Annotated in this window: 23 protein-coding genes; 9 read left to right on the forward strand and 14 right to left on the reverse strand. The window is 67.8% G+C overall.

Features of this window, described 5'->3' with window-relative positions:
* Positions 1–215: 215 nt before the first annotated feature.
* The 6 genes from BLQ03_RS14115 to BLQ03_RS14140 all read right to left on the reverse strand — a co-directional run bounded on the left by BLQ03_RS14115 (position 216) and on the right by BLQ03_RS14140 (position 7,193).
* Entirely contained in the window at positions 216–1,190 is a 975-nt protein-coding gene (locus BLQ03_RS14115; RefSeq protein ID WP_090756976.1) for an ATP-binding cassette domain-containing protein, read from the reverse strand.
* A complete protein-coding gene (locus BLQ03_RS14120; protein ID WP_090756977.1) occupies positions 1,187–2,089 on the reverse strand; it encodes an ABC transporter ATP-binding protein in 903 nt (300 codons plus the stop codon). Before BLQ03_RS14120 ends, BLQ03_RS14115 begins: the two co-directional genes overlap by 4 nt.
* A complete protein-coding gene (locus BLQ03_RS14125) occupies positions 2,086–2,910 on the reverse strand; it encodes an ABC transporter permease (protein WP_090756978.1) in 825 nt (274 codons plus the stop codon). Before BLQ03_RS14125 ends, BLQ03_RS14120 begins: the two co-directional genes overlap by 4 nt.
* Before the next feature lie 11 nt (positions 2,911–2,921).
* Positions 2,922–3,857 (reverse strand): ABC transporter permease, encoded by a 936-nt coding sequence (locus BLQ03_RS14130; protein WP_090756979.1) that lies wholly within the window; start codon positions 3,855–3,857, stop codon positions 2,922–2,924.
* A 67-nt stretch (positions 3,858–3,924) separates the two neighbouring features.
* On the reverse strand, positions 3,925–5,532 hold the full coding sequence (locus BLQ03_RS14135) for an ABC transporter substrate-binding protein (protein ID WP_090757007.1): 1,608 nt from the start codon (positions 5,530–5,532) through the stop codon (positions 3,925–3,927).
* A gap of 35 nt (positions 5,533–5,567) precedes the next feature.
* Positions 5,568–7,193 (reverse strand): amidohydrolase, encoded by a 1,626-nt coding sequence (locus BLQ03_RS14140; protein ID WP_090756980.1) that lies wholly within the window; start codon positions 7,191–7,193, stop codon positions 5,568–5,570.
* Positions 7,194–7,331: 138 nt separating this feature from the next.
* Between BLQ03_RS14140 and BLQ03_RS14145 the strand changes: the two genes are divergently transcribed.
* The 6 genes from BLQ03_RS14145 (at position 7,332) to BLQ03_RS14170 (ending at position 12,444) form a co-directional block, all read left to right on the forward strand.
* Complete coding sequence (locus BLQ03_RS14145; RefSeq protein WP_090756981.1) at positions 7,332–8,129, forward strand: M55 family metallopeptidase; 798 nt, start codon at positions 7,332–7,334, stop codon at positions 8,127–8,129.
* 287 nt (positions 8,130–8,416) lie between these two features.
* Positions 8,417–8,947, forward strand: a complete 531-nt coding sequence (locus BLQ03_RS14150) for a sigma-70 family RNA polymerase sigma factor (protein WP_090756982.1) — start codon at positions 8,417–8,419, stop codon at positions 8,945–8,947.
* A complete protein-coding gene (locus BLQ03_RS14155) occupies positions 8,934–9,704 on the forward strand; it encodes an anti-sigma factor family protein (RefSeq protein ID WP_090756983.1) in 771 nt (256 codons plus the stop codon). The genes BLQ03_RS14150 and BLQ03_RS14155 overlap by 14 nt, the downstream gene beginning before the upstream one ends.
* Positions 9,705–9,725: 21 nt before the next feature.
* Positions 9,726–10,442 carry a Bax inhibitor-1/YccA family protein gene (locus tag BLQ03_RS14160; RefSeq protein ID WP_090756984.1) on the forward strand — a complete coding sequence of 239 codons (717 nt, stop codon included), beginning with the start codon at positions 9,726–9,728 and terminating at the stop codon, positions 10,440–10,442.
* Between the two features lie 25 nt (positions 10,443–10,467).
* On the forward strand, positions 10,468–11,034 hold the full coding sequence (locus BLQ03_RS14165; RefSeq protein WP_090756985.1) for a DUF2076 domain-containing protein: 567 nt from the start codon (positions 10,468–10,470) through the stop codon (positions 11,032–11,034).
* Positions 11,035–11,484: 450 nt separating this feature from the next.
* Positions 11,485–12,444 (forward strand): aldo/keto reductase, encoded by a 960-nt coding sequence (locus tag BLQ03_RS14170; RefSeq protein WP_090756986.1) that lies wholly within the window; start codon positions 11,485–11,487, stop codon positions 12,442–12,444.
* 342 nt (positions 12,445–12,786) lie between these two features.
* On the opposite strand, the gene BLQ03_RS14175 is transcribed toward BLQ03_RS14170, so the two are convergent.
* Positions 12,787–13,623 (reverse strand): class I SAM-dependent methyltransferase, encoded by an 837-nt coding sequence (locus BLQ03_RS14175; protein ID WP_245688929.1) that lies wholly within the window; start codon positions 13,621–13,623, stop codon positions 12,787–12,789.
* 151 nt (positions 13,624–13,774) lie between these two features.
* On the opposite strand from BLQ03_RS14175, the gene BLQ03_RS14180 reads away from it, so the two are divergent.
* Positions 13,775–15,337, forward strand: coding sequence for a winged helix-turn-helix domain-containing tetratricopeptide repeat protein (locus BLQ03_RS14180; RefSeq protein WP_090756987.1), 1,563 nt, complete (start codon positions 13,775–13,777; stop codon positions 15,335–15,337).
* Between the two features lie 57 nt (positions 15,338–15,394).
* Here the strand turns inward: BLQ03_RS14180 and BLQ03_RS14185 are convergent, their stop codons facing one another.
* Positions 15,395–16,210, reverse strand: a complete 816-nt coding sequence (locus tag BLQ03_RS14185; protein WP_090757009.1) for a c-type cytochrome — start codon at positions 16,208–16,210, stop codon at positions 15,395–15,397.
* Between the two features lie 313 nt (positions 16,211–16,523).
* Here BLQ03_RS14185 and BLQ03_RS14190 point away from each other — a divergent pair, with 313 nt between their 5' ends.
* A complete protein-coding gene (locus BLQ03_RS14190; protein WP_090756988.1) occupies positions 16,524–17,741 on the forward strand; it encodes an RtcB family protein in 1,218 nt (405 codons plus the stop codon).
* A 418-nt stretch (positions 17,742–18,159) separates the two neighbouring features.
* Here BLQ03_RS14190 and hydA read toward each other — a convergent pair whose 3' ends face one another.
* The 5 genes from hydA to BLQ03_RS14220 all read right to left on the reverse strand — a co-directional run bounded on the left by hydA (position 18,160) and on the right by BLQ03_RS14220 (position 23,125).
* A complete protein-coding gene (gene hydA, locus BLQ03_RS14200; protein WP_090756990.1) occupies positions 18,160–19,602 on the reverse strand; it encodes a dihydropyrimidinase in 1,443 nt (480 codons plus the stop codon).
* Positions 19,599–20,840, reverse strand: coding sequence for a cysteine desulfurase-like protein (locus BLQ03_RS14205; RefSeq protein WP_245688931.1), 1,242 nt, complete (start codon positions 20,838–20,840; stop codon positions 19,599–19,601). The genes hydA and BLQ03_RS14205 overlap by 4 nt, the downstream gene beginning before the upstream one ends.
* Before the next feature lie 13 nt (positions 20,841–20,853).
* Entirely contained in the window at positions 20,854–21,591 is a 738-nt protein-coding gene (locus BLQ03_RS14210) for an amino acid ABC transporter ATP-binding protein (RefSeq protein ID WP_090756992.1), read from the reverse strand.
* 1 nt (position 21,592) lies between these two features.
* On the reverse strand, positions 21,593–22,264 hold the full coding sequence (locus tag BLQ03_RS14215; protein WP_090756993.1) for an amino acid ABC transporter permease: 672 nt from the start codon (positions 22,262–22,264) through the stop codon (positions 21,593–21,595).
* Between the two features lie 66 nt (positions 22,265–22,330).
* A complete protein-coding gene (locus tag BLQ03_RS14220) occupies positions 22,331–23,125 on the reverse strand; it encodes a transporter substrate-binding domain-containing protein (RefSeq protein WP_090756994.1) in 795 nt (264 codons plus the stop codon).
* A gap of 135 nt (positions 23,126–23,260) precedes the next feature.
* Between BLQ03_RS14220 and BLQ03_RS14225 the strand changes: the two genes are divergently transcribed.
* The gene (locus BLQ03_RS14225; RefSeq protein WP_217629768.1) at positions 23,261–23,956 is read left to right on the forward strand and encodes a FadR/GntR family transcriptional regulator; all 696 of its coding nucleotides are present in this window, start codon (positions 23,261–23,263) and stop codon (positions 23,954–23,956) included.
* A gap of 245 nt (positions 23,957–24,201) precedes the next feature.
* Here BLQ03_RS14225 and BLQ03_RS14230 read toward each other — a convergent pair whose 3' ends face one another.
* Positions 24,202–24,396: a hypothetical protein gene (locus BLQ03_RS14230; RefSeq protein ID WP_090756995.1), complete on the reverse strand. Its 195-nt coding sequence runs from the start codon at positions 24,394–24,396 to the stop codon at positions 24,202–24,204.
* Between the last annotated feature and the right edge of the window lie 339 nt (positions 24,397–24,735).

The following is a 24,735-nucleotide window of genomic DNA, read 5'->3' on the forward strand; positions in this document are numbered from 1 at the left end:
GTTGGCCTGAAGGCACAGGCTCCGCCGGGCGTAGCCGGTGAAGCAGCGCTGCCTGACCAGGCCGCCAGTCCTTATGGCGCTCCTCACTCACACACTGTCTCGGCAGGGTGGATACCAGGAACTCTCGCCAGCACGCCCCGGCAGCCGGGGCTCTGGCCGGTAAAATTATCATGCGGTGGCCAGCAGGTTGCTTGCTTGGCCACTGATGTCGGCGATCAGACAGGGCGCACCCGCGCCCGGTGGTCCTCTCCGATGCTCACGAGGGCACTGGGCTCGGGCGGCTGGCTGATGTCGGGGCGGCGGTCCACGGGGGGCCAGAAGATGCTGCCTGACGGCGGCTCGGGGGCGGGGGGCAGGATCTCGCTTGCGCCGCCGGTCAGGCGGGCGGGATTCGGGATCGTCTCGATCAGCCGCCGGGTATAGGGATGGGCGGGCGCGGTGAAGACCTCGCGCCAGCCGCCTTCCTCGACAATCTGGCCTGCGAACATCACCGCCACGCGGTCCGAGACATGCTCGACCACGCCCAGGTCGTGCGAGATCATCAGGTAGCTGAGGCCGAGGTTCTGCTGCAGGTCCATCAGCAGGTTGATGATTTGCGCGCGGATCGAGACATCCAGCGCGCTGACCGGCTCGTCCAGGACGATCAGGCGGGGGCCCAAGATCAGGGCGCGGGCGATGCCGATGCGCTGGCGCTGGCCGCCCGAGAATTCGTGCGGATACCGGGCGGCGTGCTCGGGCAGCAGGCCGACCTGCCGCAAGGCAGTGGCCACGCGCTCGGCCCGTTCTGCGCGGCTGCGCACGCCATGCAGCATCAGGGGCTGGGACAGGGCGCGGCCCACCGTCTCGCGTGGGTTCAGGGTCGAGAAGGGGTCCTGGAAGACGATCTGCGCCAGCCGCGCCCGCGCCCGCCGGTCGGGCGCGCCGGGGCCATAGACCGGGCGCCCCTCGACCGTGATGGCGCCGGAACTGGGCGGCTGCAAGCCCATGATCGCCAGCGCAGTGGTGGACTTGCCGCAGCCGCTTTCCCCGACAAGGCTGAGGCACTGGCCCGGCTGGACCGAAAGGTCAACGCCGCTGACCGCGTGGAGGGTCCGCTTGCGCCCCAGCAGACCGCCCGAAACGGGAAAGCGCACGTGCAGGTCCTCGACTTTCAGGATCGGTGCGCCGGCGGGATCGGGTGCGGCGCTCATGCGGGTTCTCCCCTGGGGATCAGGTGCGTCGCGGCGAAGTCGGGGGCATTGCGGTCGATGGTCATGTCGAGATCGGCCAGCCGGTGGCGGCCTTCCGTGGCGCGGCTGCCGAGGCGGGGCAGGGCAGCGAGGAGGCCGCGCGTGTAAGGGTGGCGCGGGTCGGTGAACAGGGCCCTGGCGTCGCGCAGTTCCAGCAGGCGGCCGTTCGCCATGACGCCGACCCGCTGGCACATCTGGGCGATCACGCCAAGGTCGTGGCTGATCAGCAGCACGGCCGTGCCCTCTCGCTCGCACAACTCGCGGATCAGGCGCAGCACCTCGGCCTGGACAGTGACGTCCAGTGCGGTCGTCGGCTCGTCAGCGATCAGCAGGTCCGGGCGGCAGGCCATCGCCATGGCGATCATCACCCGCTGCCGCAACCCGCCCGACAGCTGGTGCGGGTAGGCGCGGGCGCGGTCCTCGGGGTTCGGGACCTGCACGGCGGCCAGCGCCTCGACCGCCCTGGGGCGCGCCTCGGACCAGGAGAGCCCGCGGTGCAGCACGAACATCTCGGCGATCTGGCGGCCGATGCGGGCCAGCGGGTTCAGGGCCGTCATCGGCTCCTGGAAGATCATCGAGATGCGGTTGCCGCGCAGCTTGCGCATGGACCGGCGCGGCATCGCCAGTAGGTCCTGCCCGCCGTAAAGCGCCTGTCCCCGCAAGGTCGTCAGCGGGCGGCGGTTCAGGCCCATCAGCGCCAGCGCCGAGGCCGACTTGCCGCTGCCCGATTCACCCACCAGCCCGAAGACCTCGCCCGGCATGATGTCGAAGCTGAGGTCGCGGACGATCTCCAGCGGGGGACCGGCCCGGTTCGGGATGCCGATGGTCAGGCCGCGGATGTCCAGCAGGGGTCCGCTCATGCGCGCACCTGCATGCGCGGGTCCAGCCAGTCGCGCACCCCGTCCCCCAGCAGGTTGAAGCCGAGGACCGTGATGAAGACGGCAAGGCCGGGGAAGATCGTGGCCCAGGGGACGCTGCGGATCGCCTCGCGCGCGTCGGTCAGCATGTTGCCCCAGGACGGCGCCGGGGGGCGGATGCCCAGGCCCAGGAAGGACAGCGCCGCTTCGGCCAGCACCGCCTCGCCGATGCCGAGTGTCGCCATGACGAGGACCGGCCCGACGATGTTCGGCAGCAGCTGGGTCAGCATGATGCGGATGTCGCCGTAACCCAGCGTGCGCGCCGCCTGAACGTAGCCCTGCGACTTCAGCGACATGACGGCGCTGCGGGTGATGCGGCAGCTCCAGCTCCAGTTGGTGAGGCCGAGGGCGATCAGCAGGCTCATCACGCCGGGCCCGAGCACCGCCATGATGGCCAGCGCGAAGACCAGCGAGGGGATGGCCAGCATCAGGTTCGTCAGCCCGTTGACCACGTCGTCCCACCAGCCGCCCCAGTAGCCCGCCGACAGGCCCAGGGCGATGCCGATGGTCGAGTTGATGGCCTGCGCCACGATGCCGATCGTCAGCGAGACCCGGGCGCCATGAAGAACGCGGGAGAAGACGTCCCGCCCCTGGCTGTCGGTGCCGAACCAGTGGTCCCACGAGGGCGGCATTTCCGAGTTCATCAGGTCGGCGTCGAGGATCGGGTCGTGCGAGGTCAGCAGGGGCGCGAAGACCGCCCCAAGGATCACCAGCGACACCAGCGCCAGCCCCAGCGTCAGGTTCAGGCGGAAGGGAATGTGCATGACGCGCGTCCTCACCGAAGGCTGATGCGCGGGTCGATCGCGGCATAGACCAGGTCGACCAGCACGTTGATGACGAGGAACCACAGCACGATCACCAGGATCGTGCCCTGCACCACGGGGATGTCGCGGATCGCCACGCTGTCCACCATCAGCGAGCCGAGGCCCGGCCAGGAGAAGAGCTTCTCGATCACCAGTGCCTGCCCCAGCAGCGAGCCGATCTGCAGGCCCAGCGTGGTCACGATCAGGACCATGGCGTTGCGCACGACATGCCAGCGGACCATCTGGGCGGGGCTGTCGCCCTTGGCCATGGCGGTGCGGATGTGGTCCGAGGACATGACCTCCAGCACGCCCGCCCGTGTCGTCCGCGCCAGAAGGGCCATCGGCGCAAAGCCCAGGGCGATCGCGGGCAGGATCAGGTTGCGCAGCCGCCCCTCGCCATAACCGAAGCTGGGCAGCCAGCCGAGTTGCAGCGCAAAGACATACATCAGCAGCAGGCCCAGCCAGAACTGCGGCATCGAAAGCCCGGACACCGCGCCGATCATCGTGACGCTGTCCAGCAGGCTGCCGGGGCGCATGGCGGCCAGGAAGCCAAGGGGGATGCCGACTGTGACGGCCAGCGTCATCGCCGCCAGCGCCAGCTGAAGCGAGGGCCAGATGCGCGCTGCGATGAGATCGATCACCGGCTCGCGCGTGCGGAACGAGGTGCCCAGGTCGAACTGCACCAGCCGCACCAGATAGTCCCAGAACCGCACCGGCAGCGGCTTGTCCAGGCCGAACTGGGCATTGATCTGGGCGACCAGCTCGGGCGACAGCGCCCGTCGGCCGCCACCCGTCATGGTACCGGCAAAGCTGCCGGGCAGGACGCTGAAGATCAGGAAGATCAGCGCGGCCACCGCCAGCAATGTCGGGATCATCTGCAGCAGCCGCCGCAGGACGTAACGGCCCATTCTTCCGTCCCTCGTCGTTGTTGAAGGAAAGGTCCCGCGGCGACGGCACGCCGCGGGACCCCCGGCCTTACTGCGGCTTGCGGTCGGCGGGCGCGCTGTCGTCGATCCAGATCTTGTCGTAGTCCTGAATCGCCAGTTCCTGCGGGTTGCCCTTCAGCCCGTGCACCCAAGGCTGATAGGCCATCACCGCCTTGTTGTAGTTGAAGAACCAGTAGGGCGCTTCCTCGCGGATGATGCCGTCGGCCTGGCGGATCAGGTCGTTGCGCTTGGCCTCGTCGCGTTCCTGCTGGGCGGCCTCGTAGAGCCTGTCCACCTCGGGGTTGCTGAACTTGGTGTAGTTGCAGGCCGACTGCGCGGTCTTGCTGTAGAAGCACCGCAGGATGTTCAGCGGGTCAGGGCCGCTCGACAGCGACCAGATGAACGAGGTGAAGTCACCGCCCGTGATGCGGTCTTCCAGCACGGCATTCTCGACCGGCTCGACGCTGGCGCGGATGTTGGCCTTGGACAGCATCGGGATGATCGCCTCGACGATCGGGGCGCCCCAGCTTTCGTTCTGGTTGGCGATCACCGGCAGGTCGATGCCGTCGGGGTGGCCCGCCTCCGCCAGCAGGGCCTTGGCCTTCTCGGGATCATAGGCATAGCCCTGCGCGTTCGGGTCGAAGGCGGGCGAGGTCGTGGGCATGAAGCCCACCGCCGGGAAGGCCTTGCCCTTGACCAGCTTGTCGATGATCAGCTGCTTGTCGATGCCGTAGTTGACCGCCTGGCGGACGCGCTTGTCGTCGAAGGGCGGCTTCGTGGTGTCGAAGCCGACGACGCGGGTGAACAGCTCGGCGACCTCCAGCAGGCCCTTCGACAGATCGGGATCGGCCTGGTATTCCTGGTACTGCTGGCTGCCCAGGACCGAGACGTCGATCTCGCGGTTGCGGAAGGCCACGTCGCGGGCCGCCGCCTCGCCCATGATCATGATGTTGAGGCGGTCCAGGTAGGGCTGGTCATCCTGGCCGAAAAAGCCCTCGAACCGCTCGAAGCTGACGCGCGAACCGGGAACATGCTCGACGAAGCGGAAGGGCCCGAGGCCGACCGGCTGGGTCGCCTGCGTGCTGCCGTCCACGTTCGACGGATAGATCGGGACGTAGTTCTGCATCAGGTCGAAGCCGGGGTCCTGGCTTGCCGTGAAGGTGATCTCCAGCGTGTGGTCGTCGATCTTCCTCAGGCCCGACATCTCGGTCGCGCTGCCGCCCTGGACCTCGTCGAAGCCCTTGATGCGCGAGATGAAGTTCGCACTGGGCGAGGCGGTCGCCGGGGTGGCTATGCGGTTGTAGCTGAAGATGACGTCGTCAGCCGTGAAGGGCTTGTCGTTGTGGAAGACCGCGTCGCTGCGCAGCTTGTAGGTGTAGGTCAGCCCGTCGTCGCTGACGCTCACCTCGGTGAACAGGTCGGGCTCGGGCTTGCCGGTCTCGGGGTTCCACTTGTACAGGCTGCGATGCATCGCATGGGCCACGATCTCGGTCTGGACTTCGGCCGAGGCCGTGATGTCCAGCGTGCCCACGCTGCTGCCATAGGGCGCCGTGAAGTTCAGCGTCCCGCCCCGTTGCACCTCTTGCGCCCAGGTCGCGGGTGCGCACAGCGCGGTGCCCGCCAGCAGCAGGGCACCGATGGTGGCTCTGATCGTCATCGTCATTACTCCCCAGTTTATTGTTGTTTGTGTCGTCAGGCGGCGTTGCGGTCGAAAACCACGCGGCCGCCCAGCACCGTCAGTTCGCAGACGGTGTCGTTCAGGATCTGCTCGGGCATGGCGGTCAGAAGATCGCGCGAGAAGACGGCGATGTCGGCCGCCATGCCCGGCTGCAGCCGGCCCTTGAAACCGTCCTCATGCGCCAGCCAAGCGCCGTTCTCGGTATAGACGGTCAGGGCGGTCTCGTTGTCCACGATCTCACGCGCGTCCATGACCGTGCCCTTCCAGGTCCGGCGGGTCAGCATCTGGTGCAGGTTCGGGCGCGGATCGGTGCGGCAGACGGGCGAGTCGCTGCCCGTCCCCGGCCGGAAGCCCATGTCGAGCCAGGTCTTCAGAGGAGAGCAGCTTCGCGTCACCTCCTCGTCCATGACGGCAAGATAGCTGTCGCCGAAATCATGGACGAAGACCTGCTGGGGCGAGGGCGCGATGCCTGCAGCCTTCATGCGCGCGTGCTGCTCGGGCGTGGAAAAGCCGCAATGCTCGACCCGGTGGCGGCGGTCGGGATCGGGATGGGCGGCCAGCGCCTTTTCATAGGCGCCGATCAGCTGGCCGATGGCCATGTCCCCGATGGCATGGCAGGCCATCTGGTAGCCCCGCACATGGTAATCCGCGACCAGCCCTTCCAGCTGCTGGGTCGGCAGCATCTGCACGCCGAAGTTGTCGGGCTGGCCGCGATAGGGGCGGCTTACCCATGCGGTCCGTCCCCCCAGCGAGCCGTCGAGGAAGATCTTGACCGCGCCCACCCGCAGCATCTCGTCCCCGACCCCGGTGACAAGGCCCGCCTGAAAGCAGGGCTCGACGATGGAGGTGCCCGGATCGCCCAGCAGCGTCAGCGAGACGCGCACGGGCAGGCGTCCGTCGCGCCGGGCAAGGTGATACGCGCGGATCTCGTCCATGCCGGCGATCATGCCGACGGCGGCGTCCATGCAGCTGGTGATGCCATGCGCCAGCAACTGCCGCCCGCCCGCCTCGATGGCGTCGATCAGCTCGTCCACGCCCGGCGTCGGGATGTGGTTGCTGACCAGGTTCTGGGCGTTCTCGGCCAGCATCCCGGTCAGGGTGCCGTTCTCGACCTCGACCACGCCGCCCTCGGGCGCGGAGGTGGCGGCGGTCACGCCCGCCAGCTCCAGCGCGCGGCTGTTGGCGACCGAGACATGGCCGCAGGCGCGCGTCAGCCACACCGGGTGATCGGGCGCCGCGGCGTCCAGCTCGGTCCGGTGCGGGTGGCGGCCGATGTCCAGCTTCTGCTGCTCGTAGCCCCGCGCCCGGATCCATTCGCTCTTGGGGGTGACGGCCGCCCGCGCCCGGACCGCGTCCAGCAGGGCGTCCAGCGTCGGCGCGGCCTGGGGCGAGGCATCGACATGGCCCAGCACCAGCCCGGTCGAGATGAGGTGCAGGTGGTCGTCGTAAAGCCCCGGCATGGCGAAGCGCCCGTCCAGGTCCACGACCCGCGTGTCCGCCCCGATCAGCGGCGCGACCTCGGCCTCGCTTCCCACCGCGAGAACCCTGCCGCCCCAAGCCGCCAGTGCCTGCGCGACCGGCAAACCCGCCCCGCACCAGATTGTGCCGCCTCTCAGGACGAGATCCGCAACCGGGCCCATTGATCCTCCGGGATGTTCTGTCCGGGGCAGGTTAGCCGTTGGCGCGGAGGTGGCAAGGAAACTCTCTGAAAAATTCTTCTTGTGTTTTCAGCGGCTCCGGCACAGCCTCGCGCCTCGCCGAAGGCGGGGAGCCCACGAATGAAAGTCTTCATCAGCGCCGACATGGAAGGCACCGCAGGCATCACCTGCTGGCCCGAGACCGAGCGCGACAAGCCTGAATATCCCGAGTTCCAGGAACTGATGACCGCCGAGGTGGTCGCCGCCTGCGAGGGCGCCCTGCGGGCGGGCGCGACCGAGATCGTCATCAAGGACGCACATCACACCGGCCGCAACCTGCTGGTGGACCGGCTGCCGCCGCAGGTGCGGATCATCCGGGACTGGGCAGGCCATCCGCATTCGATGATGTTCGGCATCGACGGCGACTGCGCGGCGGCGATCTATACCGGCTATCACGACGCGGCCGGCACCGACAGCAATCCGCTGGCGCACAGCTTCAACGGCAAGGTGATGCGCCTGACGATCAACGGCGCGCTTGCCTCGGAATTCACTGTCAATGCGCTGACCGCGGCGTCGCTGGGCGTGCCCTCGGCCTTCCTGTCGGGCGACAGTGGCATCTGCGCGGCGGCGGCAGGATTGGCGCCGGGGATCGTGACGGTTCCCGTCAGCCAAGGCTTCGGCCCCGCCACCTCCTCGGTGACCCCTGTCCGCGCCCGTGAAATGATCCGCGAGGGCGTCGCGGCGGCCCTGTCCGACCTGCCTTCCCGCAGCCATCCCCCGCTGGCTGACCAATGGGAGGTCGAGGTGGAGTTCGCGACCCCGCGCGACGCTTATCGCGGCAGCTTCTTCCCCGGCGTCGACTATCCCGAGCCCCGCCGCCTTCGCTTCATCCGCAGCGACTGGTTCGAGGTGCTGCGCACGCTGCGTTTCATGTGGTGAACGGGCGGCGCTAAGCGGGGCGGCATCCCTCTCGCCTTCTGGAAAGCTGCGCTTTCTCAAGGCCCGGACAGGGGCGGGAAACACCTTCAAGCGCCTGAAACGCTGCGTGGGCGGGCTGTGACGGGCGTCTCTGCAACCGGTCCGCGCGCAAGCATCCTCCGGCCTGCTAGGCAGGCGCCATTCATACGCCGGTTGCAGCCACCGTGTTGCAAGGGACGCCGAGCGTCCGAAAATATCTTTAGGCCCTCGGGAAGAAAGCCGCCGTCTGTTCCGTCTATCTTTCCAAGATGACCGGACGCGACCCGATCCTTGCACTTCTGACGCCCTTGCGGCGCTATGCCTTCGCCCTGACCCGCGACCGGGCCGAGGCCGATGATCTCGTGCAGGATGCGCTTCTGCGCGGGCACGAGCAGCGGCGGCAACTGGCGGCGAGGCAGGCGCCCGGGCCCTGGCTGCGGGGCATCCTGCGCAACCGCTTCCTCGACCGACGCCGCCAAAGCCAGAGCGTCAGCCGCCGCGAGGCGGCTTATGCCGAACTGAGCCCCTGCGCGATCGAGGCGCCGCAGGACAGCGTCCTGCGTCTGTCGCAGTTGCGGCAGGCCTTCCTTGACCTGCCGGACGACCAGCGCGAGGCGCTTCAGCTTATCGCCATCGAGGGGCTGTCCTACGCCGAGGCGGCCGCCCTGATGGGCGTCCCGCCGGGCACGGTGATGTCGCGCGTCTCGCGCGCCCGCGCCCGGCTGCGGGCCTACGAGGAAGGCGAGGCGCCCGCACGGCCCTCGCTCAGGCTGGTGGGAGGTCAGGATGCTGAAAGATGATCCGCAGATCACCGAACTGGACCTCGATGCCTATGTCGATGACCAGCTGTCCGACCTGCAGCGCTGCGAAATCGAGGCGCACCTCGGCCGGAACCCCGAGGCTGCGGCCCGCGTCATGCGGGACATGGCGCTGCAGCGCGAGTTGCGCCGGGCGCTGGCGCCCCCACCCGCACCGCCGACCCTGTTGAAGGCCGGGCGTCGACTGGCGCGGGCACGGCGGCGCGACGCCCGGCTGCGCCGGATGCTGCGCCTTGTCCCGGCAGTCATGCTGGTATCGCTGGGCTGGCTGGCCCATGCCGGGCTGACGCCCCTGTCGGTGCGCGAAAGCCAGGCCTCCACGCCGACGCCGCCCATGGTCACGGCGGCCCTGTCCGCGCACGAGGTCAGCCTTCTGCGCGCGGCCATGTCCTCGCAGCCCGAAAGCGCGCTTCTGGACCCCGACGAACTGCGCGCCGCAACCGGCATCCGCCTGCCGGGCTTCGATCCGTCCTGGACAGTGCGGGACGCGCAGGTCTTTCCCTCGCCCCAAGGGCCGGGGATCGAGATCCTCTTCGACACCCCCAGGCTGGGGCAGGTCAGCCACTTCGCGGTGCGCACGGGCGGCTTTCAGGTCACCATGCCGCGCGCGCACGAGGCCGCGGACCAGAGCATCACCTGGTTCCAGATCGGCGAAACGGCCCATGTCCTGATCGCCGGGGCAGGGCGGGCAGAGGCGCTGCTGGATGCCTCGCAGGGCCTGTCGGACACGCTTTACTGATCCCAATCTTCGGAGCTTGCCATGCAACCCCTACGCCAGACCCGCCACAGCGCCGGCTTCGCACCTGCCGCCGTCCGCGACGACGGCCTGCGCGCGCATATGCTGCGCATCTACAACTATATGGGCCTCGGCCTTCTGGTGACGGGCCTAGTCGCCGTGCTGGTCGCCTCGGTCCCGGCGATCTACGTGCCGATCTTCGGCACGCCGCTGAAGTGGGTGGTCATGCTGGCGCCGCTGGCCTTCGTGATGTTCCTGTCCTTCCGGATCGAGACCGTCTCGGGCGCCACGGCGCAGACGCTGTTCTGGGCCTTCTGCGCGGTGATGGGGCTGTCGCTCGCCTCGATCTTCCTGGTCTTCACCGGCGCCTCGATCGCGCGCGCCTTCTTCGGCGCGGCCGCCATGTTCGCGGGCATGAGCCTTTACGGCTACACCACCCGGCGCGACCTGTCGAAGCTCGGCAGCTTCCTGATCATGGGCCTGATCGGCGTGGTCATCGCCAGCATCATCAACATCTTCCTGGGCTCCTCGGCGGTGCAGTTCGCCATTTCGATCATCGGCATCCTGGTCTTTGTCGGCCTGACCGCCTGGGACACGCAGTCGATCAAGCTTGCCTATGCCGAGCATCACGACGCCGAGACGCAGCAGAAGCTGGCCGTGATGGGCGCGCTGTCGCTGTACCTGAACTTCATCAACATCTTCCAGCTTCTGCTGAGCCTGACCGGCCAGCAGGACGAGTGACGCAAGACAAGAAGGAGAAGACGTCATGGATCACAACGACAGGCAGGCCATCGAGGGTCTGTTCGGCAAGCTGTCGCAGGCCAGCCGCGCGCAGCCGCATCGCGACCCTGAAGCCGAGGCCCTGATCGCCGACCTGATCGCCCGCAACCCCGGCGCGGCCTACTACCTGGCCCAGACCGTGATCGTGCAGGAACACGCCCTGAACTCGGCCCAGCAGCAGATCGAGGAGCTGGAGCAGATGCAGCGCCAGCCCCAGCAGGGCGGCGGCATGTTCGGGCGCCTGTTCGGCGGCGGCCAGCCGCAGCGGCCGATGGCGCCGCGTGCACGGCAGGGATACGGGCAGTCGCCCCTGCCGAGGCAGGGGGCCGGACCCTGGAGCAGCGGCCGCCCGGTAGGCGGTGGCGGCGGCTTCATGGCGGGCGCGGCGCAGACCGCCATGGGCGTGGCGGGCGGCGTGCTGCTGGGCAACGCCATCGGCAGCATGTTCGCCGGCGACGCGGCCGCATCCGAGCCCCCCGCCGAGGAGCCGATGGAGGAAGAGGCCGGCTATGACGAGGCCGGCTTCGACGATGGCGGCGACGATTTCGAATAAGCGGCAGCACTCATGCTGCAATCTTCTCCGCGTCAGGCGGCGCGGGGGAGGACCGAAGGCAGGCAGCCGATGTCGCGCCTGAACGACGAGGGTCCCGCGCGGAGGTCCCGGGCAGAGCGGCGGTTTCGGCCCGAGCAGGACCTCGATACGCCCTCTCAGGCCGCTGCCCTCCAGGCTGTGAACGGGGACCGAAGACGGGTCCGGCATCCACACTCTGTCATTCCCGCACGGTGGAACCTGTCACGGCGGGCTATCGCGTCCCGCAAGGCGAATGCCATCGACAGCTTCCTTCCGGTGTGTCAGTGTGGATAGCTCATTTGGGAAATCCGCTCTGCGCCGTCTGGACGGCCGATTGCCGAGCAATGCCAAATGCGCGCGATGCGGCCGCCGTCCCTTGACGGGCAGGACCGGGCACGCTTCCCTGCCGCGTCCCGGCAAGAGGAGGCGCAGATGGAACAAAGACGGCTCGGTACCCGCAACGTCGGGGCCATCGGCTTCGGCACCATGAGCTTTGGCGGGATCTTCGGCCCTACGGACGAGGCGACCTCGCTGGCCTGCCTCGACGCGGCGGCGGATGCCGGCATCACCCATTTCGACACGGCCGACATCTACGGCATGGGCATCTCGGAACGGATCATCGGCAGGTGGGGGCGCCGCGACATCCATCTGGCCACCAAGTGCGGCATCGTCACCGGGCCGCCGCGGACGGTCCGCAACGACGAGTCCTACATCCGCCAATGCCTCGAGGCCTCGCTTCGGCGGCTCGGGCGCGAACATGTGGACCTGTATTACATCCACCGCCGCCAGCCCGAGATCCCCGTCGAGGATCTCGCCGGGACGATGGGCAGGCTGGTTCACGAGGGAAAGATCGGCGGCTACGGCCTGTCCGAAGTCGCGCCCTCGACCCTGCGCCGCGCCCATGCCGAGCATCCGGTGACTGCGGTCCAGAACGAGTTCTCGCTCTGGACGCGCCTGCCGCAGCTCGGCCTGATCCAGGCCTGCAGGGAACTGGGCGTGGCCTTTGTCGCCTTCTCTCCGCTGGGCCGCGGGATGTTCGGGCGCGAGCCCCTGAAGCGTGCCTTCCGCGCCGGCATCGACTTCCGCGACACCAACCCGCGCTTCACCGAGCCGAACTTCTCGGCCAACCTCGCGGCTATCGCGCCCTTCCGCGCCCTTTGCGCCGCGCGGGGCTGGTCGGTCCCGGGGGCGGCGCTTGCCTGGGTTCTGGCGCAGGGGGATCACATCATTCCGATCCCCGGCACGCGGAAGGCGGAGCATCTGCACGACTGGCAGGTTCCCCGTCTCGACGCCGCCGACATTGCAGCGATCGAGCGCGTCCTTCCGGTCGGCTTTGCCCATGGCGACCGCTACGGCGATCACCAGATGGCCTTCGTCGAGCGTTACTGCTGAGGGCAGTGGCCGCGCGGTTTCGAAGCACCGCGCTGACACCGCAGATATCATCCTTCGTGAGCGCCACAGCTCGGCAGATGCCGAACCCCTGTGCACGGAGAAAGACGACCGGCGGAGGGCCGCCGGTCGTCCTGTGTGCAAGTGTCGATGCCACCCAAACGGCTCACCGCGCCCTCAATCTCAACGCCGGGATGACGGACCGTGCTGCCCATCTTGTCCCTGAGTGAACCGGGCCGGGCAAAGGCGGTCCTCTTGGGAAGCTGGGTGGCTTGGTCCGCCACACGAAGCGCCTGGCACAGGTGCCGGGCTCCAGCCTGACAGCGCCGCGAGACGCGTGGCTCGTCAGGCCTTGGTCACCACGATCTCGGCATATTCCGAAGGCAGCCGCAGGGTGCCATCCGTGGCCGAGTTGAAGCGCGCCATCGCGGCCAGCAGGTCGTGCTCGAGCCCCTGCTGCCCTGCCGCATCGAGCGCCAGGAAAGCCTTGTGGATCGGGCCGTAGAAGCGGCGGAACTCGTCCAGGAAGTCCTGCGGCGAGGCGTAGCGGAAGACGAATGACTTCGGGGTGAAGGTGATCGCGCTGGCGGCCGGGCCGAAGGTCGCCTCGATCCAGGCGCGGTCGCCCCAGCGAGACGGTGGCTTCAGGCCCGCAGGCGGGGGCATGTAGCGGCCGAGCGTGCGGAACACCTCGCCGATGAAGCTGTCGGGTGTCCAGTTGGCCAGCCCGATCCGGCCTCCGGGGCGGCAGACGCGCAGCATCTCGGCCGCAGCCCGGTCCTGGTCGGGGGCGAACATCACGCCGAAGGTCGAGGTCACGGCGTCGAAGCTGCCGTCAGCAAAGGGAAGCGCCTCGGCATCGGCAACCTGGAAGGCAATGGGCAGCCCTTCGGCCTCGGCGCGCTGGCGCCCCCGATCCAGCAGCGCAGGCACGTAGTCGGTGGAGACCACCGCCGCCCCGCGCCGGGCGAGCGAAAGGGTCACGTTGCCGTTGCCGGCGGCCACGTCCAGCGCACTTGCGCCCGCGGGCAGGTCCATCGCCTCGGCCAGCGTCTCGCCCACGATCTGCAGGGTGACGCCGATGCGGGCGTAGTCGCCGGACGCCCAAGCAGCCTGCTGGCGGGTCTTTATGGCGGCATAATCGGGATGGGAGACGTCGGGAGCGGTCGATGTCATGTTCATGCCTGAGTCCTCCAAGGGGTGGCTTTGCGTCCGGGACCGGTCTGTCGGGGTCCTGGACCGGGGCCGAAGATAGCTGTCGCCCTATGGCCGTGCTTGAGGACAGCGTGGGGATTTCGTGGTAAGATCGTGGGGCCTGCAAAGGACCGGGGCGATGATCTACCGCCTGGGCGAGTTCTCCCTTGATACGGGCCGCACGGAACTGTCCGGACCCCACGGCCCGGTCGCGCTTGAGCCCAAGGCCTACGACCTGCTGCTGCTGCTCGTGGAACGGCGGGACCGGCTCGTCACGCGGGAAGAGGCGATCGAGGCCGTCTGGGGTGGGCGCTTCATCTCGGATGCGGCGGTCTCGACCGTGCTCAAGTCCCTGCGAAAGGCGCTGGGCGACGACGGCGCGGCGCAGCGGTTCATCCGCACGATGCGCGGACGGGGTTTCCGCTTCGTGGCGGATGTGTCGAACCAGCCGGCTGCGGGGCGGCCCCGGATTGCAGAGGAGAGCGGCGCGGCAACTGAGGCCCGACAGGGTGGTTCAAGGCCGTGCCTCGCCATCCTGCCGTTCCGCCACGTGGGGCCATCCGGCGGGTCCGGGATTGTCGCGGACGCGGTGCCGGCCGACCTGATCGCCGGCCTGTCGCGTCTGCGCTGGCTTCAGGTGCTGGCGCAGGAAACGACATTCCGCTTGCGAGGCACGAAATCGCCGCAGTCCAGCACCCTCGCACTGGGCGCGACCTATGCGCTTTCGGGGACGATCGAGCATGTGGCCCGCAAGATCGTGACCTCGATCGAGCTTTCGGACCTCCGATCCGGGGCCGTCGTCTGGGCCGAGCAGTTTCACGGCAGCCTGGAGGACATCCACCAGACGCGGGCGGACATCGCGTCCGCCGTTCTGGCCGCGCTGGAAATCCAGATCCCCCTGAACGAGGCCCTGCGCGCCCGGTCCTGCCCGACCGAGCAACTGGACGCCTGGGCAGCCTATCACCTCGGGCTGCAGCACATCTTCCGTTTCACCGAAGCCGACAATGCCATCGCCACCGGCTACTTCGAGCGCGCGACGCGCCTGGACCCGAACTTCGCCAGCGCCTTCGCGGCCCTGTCCTTCACCAGCTACCAGTCGGCGGCGATGAGATGGACGCAGGACCGCCCCCTGGCCGTGGCACAGGCGCAGGCCCATGCCGAACGCAGCCTCGATCTCGACCCGCTGGACCCCTTCGCAAATCTTGCCGAAGGACGCCTGTTCCTGCTGCTCGACCGGCCCGAGGACGGCAGGCCGTGGCTCGACCGGTCCGTGCAACTCAGCCCGAGCTATGCCAAGGGCTATTACTCGCGCGGCTTCGCCGCCATGCTGGCCGGCCGGACCGCCGACTGCCTTGCCGACATGGACCATGCCATCGCGCTGAGCCCGCTCGACCCGATGCTTTGCGCGATGCAGGCCTGCAAGGCCGTGGCCCTGCTTGCCGCGGGGTGCCCTGACGAGGCGGTCGTCTGGGCGAACAGGGGCGCACGGGCGCCCCATGCCCACATTGCCATGCTGATGATCGCTGTGGCGGTCTGCCAGCGGGCAGGGGACAGTTCCGGCGCCCGGGCCTGGCAGGCCGTCCTGCGCACCCGCTACCCCGGCGCAAGCCTGCAAAGATTCTTTACGGTGCTACCCTTCACGGACGCCACGCTGAGGACATTGCTGGGGGATGCGCTGCGGGAGGCGGGAACGCCCGAATAGGACGGATGACCCCGCGATGACTTCCTCGCCGTGTCAGTCTTTGCGGCGATACTTGCGTCAATGATGCAGCGGCAGCGGCTTCAGGCTGCGCAGGTACAGTATGATCGCATCAAGATCGTCCGAGGTCATCCTTGCCAGATAGGCATACGGCATCGGGGGCATCATCGGCGTTCCGTCCGGATGGACGCCTTGCGTGATCATCGCCTTCAACTGCTCGTCGCTGTATCTGGCAATGCCATCCTCCGGATGGGGCGTCAGGTTCGCGGCAACCGAAACGCCCCATGGCCCGCGGAACTCGAAGCCGCCGGCCCCGGCATGGGTTTCGAGCATCGGCCCCTGCGGACCATGCGGTGTGTGGCATTCCATGCAATGGGCCACGGGTCCGGCGAGATAGGCGCCATAGTCCACCGTCACGCCCTCTTCGGGATGGGCGACGCTGACGACCGGCGGTCCGTAGTCGGGTGGAAGCGGGATGTTGTAGACACTGTCCGGCTGCTCGCCTTCCACGGCCGGCAACGTCCTGAGGTAGGCCACGATGGAATGCACGTCATCGTCCGACAGCCCGCGATAAAGCGCGAAGGGCATCGGCGGCCCGATCAGTGTTCCGTCAGGCCGCCGCCCTTCGCGGATCGCGCGGACAAGTTCCTCGTCGGTCCAGCGCGCCATCCGCCCGCCGGGCGTGATGTTTGGTGCATAGGCGGTGAAGGCCGGGTTTTCGTCCACCAGACGTCCGCCGAGCGCTCTGGAGAAATCGGGTCCCTCGGGACCAAGCGGCGTATGGCAGTTGCCACAACCTGCCGGACCCGTGACCAGGTATTCGCCGCGCGCAACCGAGGGGGCCGCGGCAACGGCATCCGGGCAGAGCAGGGGCATGATCCCGACTCCTCCGAGCAGCAGGACTTTCAGCACGATCAACCCTCCAACTCCGGCGTAACAGGTGCCGGCAGCTTAGATTTATCAGATTTCCAGGCTTCAGTCGTCTGAGTCGCCATGTCCGCCAGCCGTGCAGCGGGAGAGGTCGAAGGCCAGGAGGCGCATCCAGATCCTGCCCGCCGATGGGCATACCGGCTTGCTCGACCGGGGAACCGTTCAGCGCCTCTGCACTTGAACGTCGGGACGACTTGAAGCGAGGACCGAGGATGCCGAGGGAACCCCGGAACGGAACCAGGCGCGCGGGCCGCGGGCGATGACGGTCAGGGTCTTCGGCAAGGCCGACCCGGCCACCCTCGCCCAGGCAGAGCGCTGCGCCGTCGAGGCAGAGGCCATGCTGCTGATGGCCGACAACCACAAGGGCTACGGCATGCCCGTCGGCGGTGTCGCAGTCTACAAGGACAAGGTTCCGCCCGCAGGCGTGGGGTTCGACATCGCCTGCGGGAACAAGGCCGTCCTGACGAACCTCAGCCTCGGCGACATCGAGGGCCGCCTTTCGCGGCTTGCCGACGAGATCTATGCAAGCCTGTCCTTCGGCATCGGGCGCAAGAACGCCACGCCTGTCGTTCACCGTGTCTTCGACGATCCGGCCTGGGACGAGGTCGGGTTCCTCAAGAGCAACCCTGATCTCAAGAAGAAGGCGCTGGACCAGCTTGGGACGATCGGCTCGGGCAACCATTATGTTGACGTCTTTGCCGACGAGGCGGACCGGATCTGGGTCGGGGCGCATTTCGGGTCGCGCGGGCTGGGCCACGCCATTGCCACGCATTTCATGAAGCGCGCCGGCGATAACCCGAACATCGTGGACGAGACCCCGAACACGCTGGATGTCGGCAGCCGCCACGGGCGCGACTACATCCGGGCGATGCGGCTTGCGGGCGACTATGCCTATGCCGGTCGGGACTGGGTGTGCGAGACCGTGGTCGGCATCCTGGGCGGCAGGATCATCGAGGAAGTCCACAACCACCACAACTTCGCATGGCAGGAAACCCACGGCGGAGAGAGCTACTGGGTCGTCCGGAAGGGCGCCACCCCGGCCTTCCCCGGTCAGCGCAGCTTCATCGGGTCCTCGATGGGCGACGTGTCGGTCATCGTCGAGGGCGTGGACAGCGAACTGTCACGCGCGGCCTTCTATTCGACCATCCACGGCGCGGGACGGATCATGTCGCGCACCAGGGCTGCCGGCAAACGGCGCAAGCGCATCGTCGAGCAGAGGCAGCCGGACGGCAGGATCAAGAAGATCACCGAGTGGTATACCGAGGGTGGAGCGGTGGACTTCGAAGCGGTGCGGCTCAGGATCGCGCAATCCGGCACCCATCTTCGCGGCGCGGGCGCTGACGAGGCGCCCGAGGTCTACAAGAAGCTGGGCGACGTTCTGGCCCATCATGGCAGCACCGTCCGGATCATCCACACCCTCAGGCCGCTGATCGTCTGCATGGCCGGAGGGAATGAGTTCGACCCCTACAAGGACTGATCATCGCCGCTGCCCCGCACGGCCCGGTGCTGAAGGACGATGAGAGGAACGATCGCACTTTCGCAGCGCGTGGCTCCGGTGGGCACCGCTGCCCATTTCGGCTCGGCTGACTGCATGGGCGCGCAGAACTGGGACGAGTTCCCGACCGTGATGGAACGCTTTCCGACGTTTTGGGTCTACCTCCGGCAGGCACCACGGCGACTGTTCCTCAGCAGGGCGCGGCGATGAACTTTCAGGAGAGGGCGTTCGTTGACGCCTGACCAGGCAGGACAATATCGTGCCCGGCTCAGAGCGAACCGGAGGAGGGCAGGGTGCGCTTCGCCGCCTTCGCCAAGGGCAACAGTCATCGTTCCGCTGCCTCTGCGGTCAGGCGGAGGGGCAGGGTCCGACGCAGCGTAGCCGAGGGTCGTCTGCCGGTTCAGAGGACCGGGGCCAGTCCATGTCCTGCTTGTGCAAATGCCTCGCTGGTTCCACGGGGCAGGTAGCTCCCCGTGGGTTCGGCAACCGGGACGCCGTCCAGCGCGATGGTGCGCCCGCGCAGGAGGGTGCGGACTGGCCAGCCGGTGACCTCCAGCCCTTCGTAGGGCGTGTAGTCGCAGCCGTGGTTCAGGTCGGCCTGCCGGATCCTGCGGGTCAGGGTCGGGTTCCACAGCGTCAGGTCGGCGTCCGCACCAACGGCGATGCTGCCCTTCTGCGGATACAGACCGTAAAGCCGCGCGGGATTCGTCGAGGTCAGGGCCACGAAGCGCTGCAGGGTGATGCGGCCCTTGGACACGCCCTCGGAAAACAGGATCGGCAAGCGGGTTTCCACGCCGGGGATGCCGTTCGGCACCCAGCGGAACGAGGTTCGGGCGCGGGGATTGTTCTTGCCGGTGTCCGCCGGCCCCTCGAAGCGGAAGGGGCAATGGTCGGAGGAGAAAAGGTCAAAGGTGCCGTCGCGCAGCCCTTGCCAGATCGCCGCCTGGCTGTCGGCGTCGCGCGGCGGGGGCGAGCAGACGTATTTCGCGCCCTCGAAATCCATGTTCAGCCCGCGAAGGTCGTCGGCGGTCAGCGCGATGTACTGCGGGCAGGTTTCGGCGTGGACCTTGAGCCCGCGTGCCCGGGCCCACTGGACCTGCTCCATCGGTTCGCGGCCCGAGACGTGGACGATCACGATGGGCACGTCGATCAGCTGGGCATGGCTGATGGCCCGGTGGGTGGCCTCGCGTTCAGCGACTTGGGCATGGGCTTGGCCGTGGAAGAAAGGGGGGGTCCGGCCCTCGGCCTCCAGGCGGCGGGTCAGGTGCTTGATGGCGTCGTGCCCCTCGGCGTGGACCATCACCAGTGCGCGCTCGCGCCGGGCGACCTCGAAGACGTCCAGCAACTGGGCGTCGTTCAGCACGAGGTCGTCGTAGGTCATGAAGACCTTGAACGAGGTATAGCCGTCCCGGACCAGCGCCGGCAGCTCCTGTCCCAGCACCTGGGGCGTTGGATCGCTGATGATCAAGTGGAAGGACACGTCGGTGTGGCAGCGGTCTTCGGCCTTGCGGTGATAGTCCTCGACGCAGGCGCGCAGGGACTGGCCCCTGATCTGCAGGGCGAAGGGCAGGACCGTCGTGTTGCCGCCTGCCGCGGCCGAGCGCGTGCCGCTGGCGAAATCGTCCGCCATGACCGTGCCGTCCGAAGTTGGCTGATCCAGATGCACATGAGCGTCGATCCCGCCGGGCAGCACCAGCAGGCCGTCCGCGTCGATCGCCTCGGCCCCCGTCAGGGCCTCGCCGATCGCGACGATGCGCCCGTCGCGGATGCCGACATCCGCGCGGTAGCTGTCCGAGGCGGTGACGACCGTTCCCCCTCGGACGACGAGGTCCAGCGCGGTCATGCCGCCGCCCGGGCTAGGATCGAGGTCAGCGCCTCGGTCAGCCGGTCCACCTGCTCGACCGTGTTGTAATGCACCATCGAGACGCGCAGGACGCCGCCCGCGTGATCCTGTCCCAGGTGCTCGACCAGGCGGCGCGAGTGGAAGTCGCCGAAGCGCATGGCGATGCCGTGGTCGTCCACCGCGCGGACGATCTCGCCCGAATCCCGGCCGTCGAACTTGAAGGCGATGGTGGGGACGCGGGTGCTGCCCTGGTTCGCCGCCTCGCCGATGATGCGGCAGTCGTTGCGGGAGGACAGCCAGGACAGCAGGCGGTCGGTCAGCAGGTCCTCCTGCGCCGTGATCAGCTCATAGGCGGCGGCGACCAGCGCGCGGCGGTCGCCGGTAGCGCCGTGATGGCGGGCAAGGGTGGTCAGGTAGTCCACGATCCCGTCGGTGCTGTAGGCGGATTCGTAGCTGGGGTTGCCGGGCTCCAGCTTTCCGGGGACTTTGTCCTTGCCGTAAAAATAGTGATACAGCCCGTCCAGCTCGGCCAGCAGGTCGTATTTCCCGTACATCAGCGCCCCATGAGGGCCATAGGCCTTGTAGAGGCTGAAGACATAGTAATCGACGTCCCAAGCCTGAACGTCGATCAGCCGGTGGGGCGCGTAGGCGACCGCATCCACGCAGATCAGCGCGCCGCGCTCATGCACGAAGCGGGCGAAATCGGCGACCGGATGGACCTTGCCCAGGATGTTCGACACATGGGTCACGCAGACCAGCCGCGTGCGGTCGGTCATCAGGGGCGCGAGGTCCGACAGTTGAAGGTCCTGAGTCTGCGGGTTCAGCGGCCAAACCTTTACGGTCACGCCGAAGTCCCTCAGCCGCATCCAGGGGCCGATGTTGCTTTCGTGGTCGGCCATGGTGACGATCACCTCGTCGCCCGGGCGGAACTGGCTGCGCATGGCGGTGGCGAGGTTCTGCAGCAGCACCGTGGTCGAGGGGCCGAAGACGATTTCCTCGGGGCGGGCGGCGTTGACCAGCACCCGGGCGGCCTCGCGCCCCATCTGCAGGGCCTCGGCCGCAGCCTGCGAGACCGCGTAGCTGCCGCCGATCTGGACGTTGCGGTGGGTCAGGAACTCGACCACCCGGTCCAGCGCCGGCTGGCAGATCTGCGACCCGCCCGCATTGTCGAAGAAGGCCCAGTCGTCGCGCAGCCCGGGGAACCGGGACCGGACATGGTCCATGTCTAAAGGTGTCATCTGTTCTTTGCCTTCAATGGTTCAGCACGGCGCCGAGAAAGTTCCGGGTGCGCGGCTCGACGGGGTTGGAAAGGATCTGGGCGGGCGGGCCCTGCTCGACGATCTGGCCTGCGTCCATGAAGATCACGCGGTCGGCGACCTGCGAGGCGAAGCCCATCTCGTGGGTGACGACGATCATGGTGACGCCGGTGCGGGCGAGGTCGCGCATCACGTCCAGCACCTCGCCCACCATCTCGGGGTCGAGCGCGCTGGTGGGTTCGTCGAACAGCATCACCTGTGGGTCCATGGCCAGCGCGCGGGCGATGGCGACGCGCTGCTGCTGGCCGCCCGACAGATGCTCGGGGTACTTGTCGGCCTGGTTGGCGATGCCCACGCGGGCCAGAAGCTGGTCGGCCCGCCGCGCGGCATCGGCGCGAGAGGTGCCGCGCACCCGGCGCGGGGCCAGCATGACATTCTCGCGCACGGTCAGGTGCGGAAACAGGTTGAAGGACTGGAACACCATCCCGACCTCGGCCCGCACGCGGGCAAGCGCGCGGCCTGTGGCGACGGGGATGCCGTCCACGAGGATCTCGCTTTCGGGCGAGAAGCCTTCCAGCCGGTTGATGCAGCGGATCAGCGTGGACTTGCCGGACCCCGAGGGGCCGATTACGCAGACCACCTCGCCCTTGGCGACGTCAAGGTTGATGCCTCTCAGGACCTCGAAGCTGCCATAGGACTTGCGCAGGTTCCGGATGCTGACAAAGCCGGTCATCTCAGCGCCTCCTTGCGGCAAAGCGGCGTTCCATCCGCGACACGGCGGCGACCAGGGGCCACAGGAAGGCCACGTAGATCACGGCGGCCACGATCAGGGGTGTCGGGTTCGCAGCCAGGGCCTGCGCCTGCGTCGCCTGCTTCAGCAGGTCGGGCATCGCCACGACCGAGGCCAGCGCGGTATCCTTGACCACGTTGATCGAGTTGTTGGTCAGCGGCGGGATCACGATCTTGACCGCCTGCGGCAGGATCACGTCCACCATGGTCTGCGTCGGGCTGAGCCCCAGGGCGGCCGAGGCCTCGAACTGGCCCTTGGGGATCGCCTCGATTCCGGCGCGGAAGATTTCGGCCGTATAGGCGCCCGACACCAGCGTCAGCGCCGACATGGCCGACACGAAGGGCGACAAGCGCAGGCCGACGAAGGGCAGGGCGTAATAGACGACGATCAGCAGCACCAGCAGCGGAATCGAACGGAAGATGTCGATGTAGACCCGCGCAAGCACCCGCAGCGGGGCGGCGGCGTAAAGCCGGACCATCGCCAGCCCCAGTCCCAGGGCAAGTCCCGCCACGATGCTGGCCAGACCAAGCTGCAGCGTGATCCACAGGCCCTGCATCAGCATGGGCATGCTGCGCCGCATGACCTCGGCGTTCAGAAAGGTGTCGAAAAGATCCATGTAATTCCTATGCCGGTGCTCCGCAGGCCGGGCCCGGGGACGTCCCCCGGACCCGCGCGCGCCGGATCAGTTCAGCGAAGGCATCGGCAGCACGGTGACGGTCGAGGAGCCCGCGTCGGGTGCCACGCCGAACCATTTCTCGTGCAGTTCGGCCATGAACCCGCTGGTCTTCAGTTCGTCCAGCACCGTGTTCACGCGCGTCGCCAGTTCCGCGTCCTTGGCGAACATCATCGAGTACTTTTCGCCCGTCTCGATCCGTGCCACGACCTTCAGGTTCGGCTTGTCCTTGACGTAGTAAAGCAGCGCTGGGATGTCGGAAACATAGCCGTCGATCCGCCCTGCCGTCAGATCCAGCATGGCGGGCGCGAGCCCCTCGTAGCGGCGGATCTCGGCAAAGCCGTAGGTGCCCTGCTGCGCGCTGGCCCACATGTCGCCGGTCGAGCCGGTGTCCACGCCCACGACCTTGCCCTTCATCTCGTCAAGCGAGGCGGGGCCGCCCTCGGCCACGGTCAGCGACTGGTCGCTGTCGTGATAGGGCTGCGCGAAGCTGACCGACTTCAGCCGCTCGTCGGTGATGGTGATGGACGAGGTCGCGATGTCGATGCGGCCCGACTGCACGGCCGAGAACAGGCCGTTGAAGGGGATGTTCACCGTCTCGACCTCGGCCCCCAGGCGCTCGGCGATGGCGGCGACAAGGTCGATCTCGAAGCCCACGAACTTGCCCGAGTCGTCCTGGAACTCCCACGGAACGTTGCCGATGTTGGCGCCCACCGTCAGCTTGTCCTGGGCCACGGCAGCCCCCACCGAGCCCGCCAGCAGCGCCAGTGCCAGTCCCAGCCGTCGCATTCTGTTCCCGCGCATGATACTTCCCCGTTGTGCTTGTTTTTGGTTTGACCGGGCAAACCGGTCTGACCAGTATTGAGCCATGCGCAGGAAGGCTTTGCAACATTTATGTTGAAGGGCCAGCAGGGGGGACCGGAAGTGCCGCAGGAAGGGATGACGGACATGATGTGGGACAAGGGTCCGCTGACCGAGGCGATTGCCCGTCGTTTGCAGCAGATGATCCGGTCAGGCGAACTGAAGCCGGGGCAGAAGCTTCCCTCGCAGCGGGTGCTGGCGGACCAGCTGAACGTGTCGCGCCCTTCGCTGCGCGAGGCGCTGCTGACGCTGGAAACATTGGGCCTCGTGCAGACCCTGCCCGCGCGCGGCACCTTCGTGCTGGACCCTGCGTCCCGCCCGGCCTTGCCTGCCTGGCGGTATGACGACGCGCATGACCTGCGCGACGTCTTCCAGACCCGCATCCTGATCGAGGCGGAACTGTGCCGCCTGGCCGCGACGGCCATGACGCCCTCGGTCCTTGCGGATCTGAACGCCGCCGCCCAGGCCTTCGAGGAGGCTTGGACCGCCGGTGACCTGGTGGCGCATGTCGAGGCGGACCTGGCCTTTCACCTCGGCATCGCCACGGCTTGTCCCAACCGGATGCTGACGAACCTCTACCGGACCGTCCAGCAACTGGTGACCGAAACCCAGCGCCACCCCATCCCGAACACGAACCCCGACCGGATGCTGCAATCCATCGCCGAGCACTGGGCGATCGTCGAGGCGCTGGAACGCGGCGACAGCCAGGCGGCAAGGGAAAGGATGCACGATCACGTCCGCAACACAGCGCGCGGCGCCGGAGTCGAGCTTTGATCGAGACTTCGCTCGTCCGGGAATGATTGATCGGGTCGACCAGCCTCAGCATGAACGCGCGTCGGCATAGGAGAGACCTCAAGGCTCATGCCTGAGGAATGCTTTTCTTGCTTGAGTGAAGCATTACACATTCAGGCATCATCCCGGCGCAGCGGCGAAGCTCCTGACCCCAACGCGCCTTGGGGCTGCAGTCATCCGAGGTCCCGGCAGGCGAAACATCGATCCGCCCACCGGCGCTTCCTGCCTCAGCCTTCGGCGAAGAAGACGAAGCGCATGACGAACAGCGCGGCGGCGATCCATGTCGCGGCGGGGACCGATCCGGAAGGTGCCAGGAAAGTCGCCAGCAGGAACAGCACCGCCACGGTCAGAGCCGTCAGGTCCGTGCGCCCGTACTCGTCGATGGGATCGTGAGTGGGAAACGTGGAAAGAAGGTGTGCCAAGTTGGCATCATGGATGGCAGGTCCTTCATCCCACCGCCGACCCCGAGCATCGCTTCGGCACCTTCAAAGGAGGCGGCCTCCCGCCAGTCAGTTGATCTGCTGTCGCCGGAATTTGCGAGGCGGGAACAAGGGCAGGGCGGGCCGCAGAGCTTTGTTCGACCGGAGGCATGAGCGCGAGAGCACGTCGCTGTGGATCGGCCGAGGCACAAAGAGCAGAGCCATGATCACGGGATGCCGGTCGGCTCGGAACTTGGTCAGCCCTGTGCCAGGTTCGGAACATTGGCCAAGGCAGCCTCAAAGTGCCCGAACCCCAAACTGGCCGGCCTGACGGGCAGGCCG

It is taken from the genome of Paracoccus chinensis (assembly GCF_900102885.1).
GTDB lineage: Bacteria > Pseudomonadota > Alphaproteobacteria > Rhodobacterales > Rhodobacteraceae > Paracoccus > Paracoccus chinensis.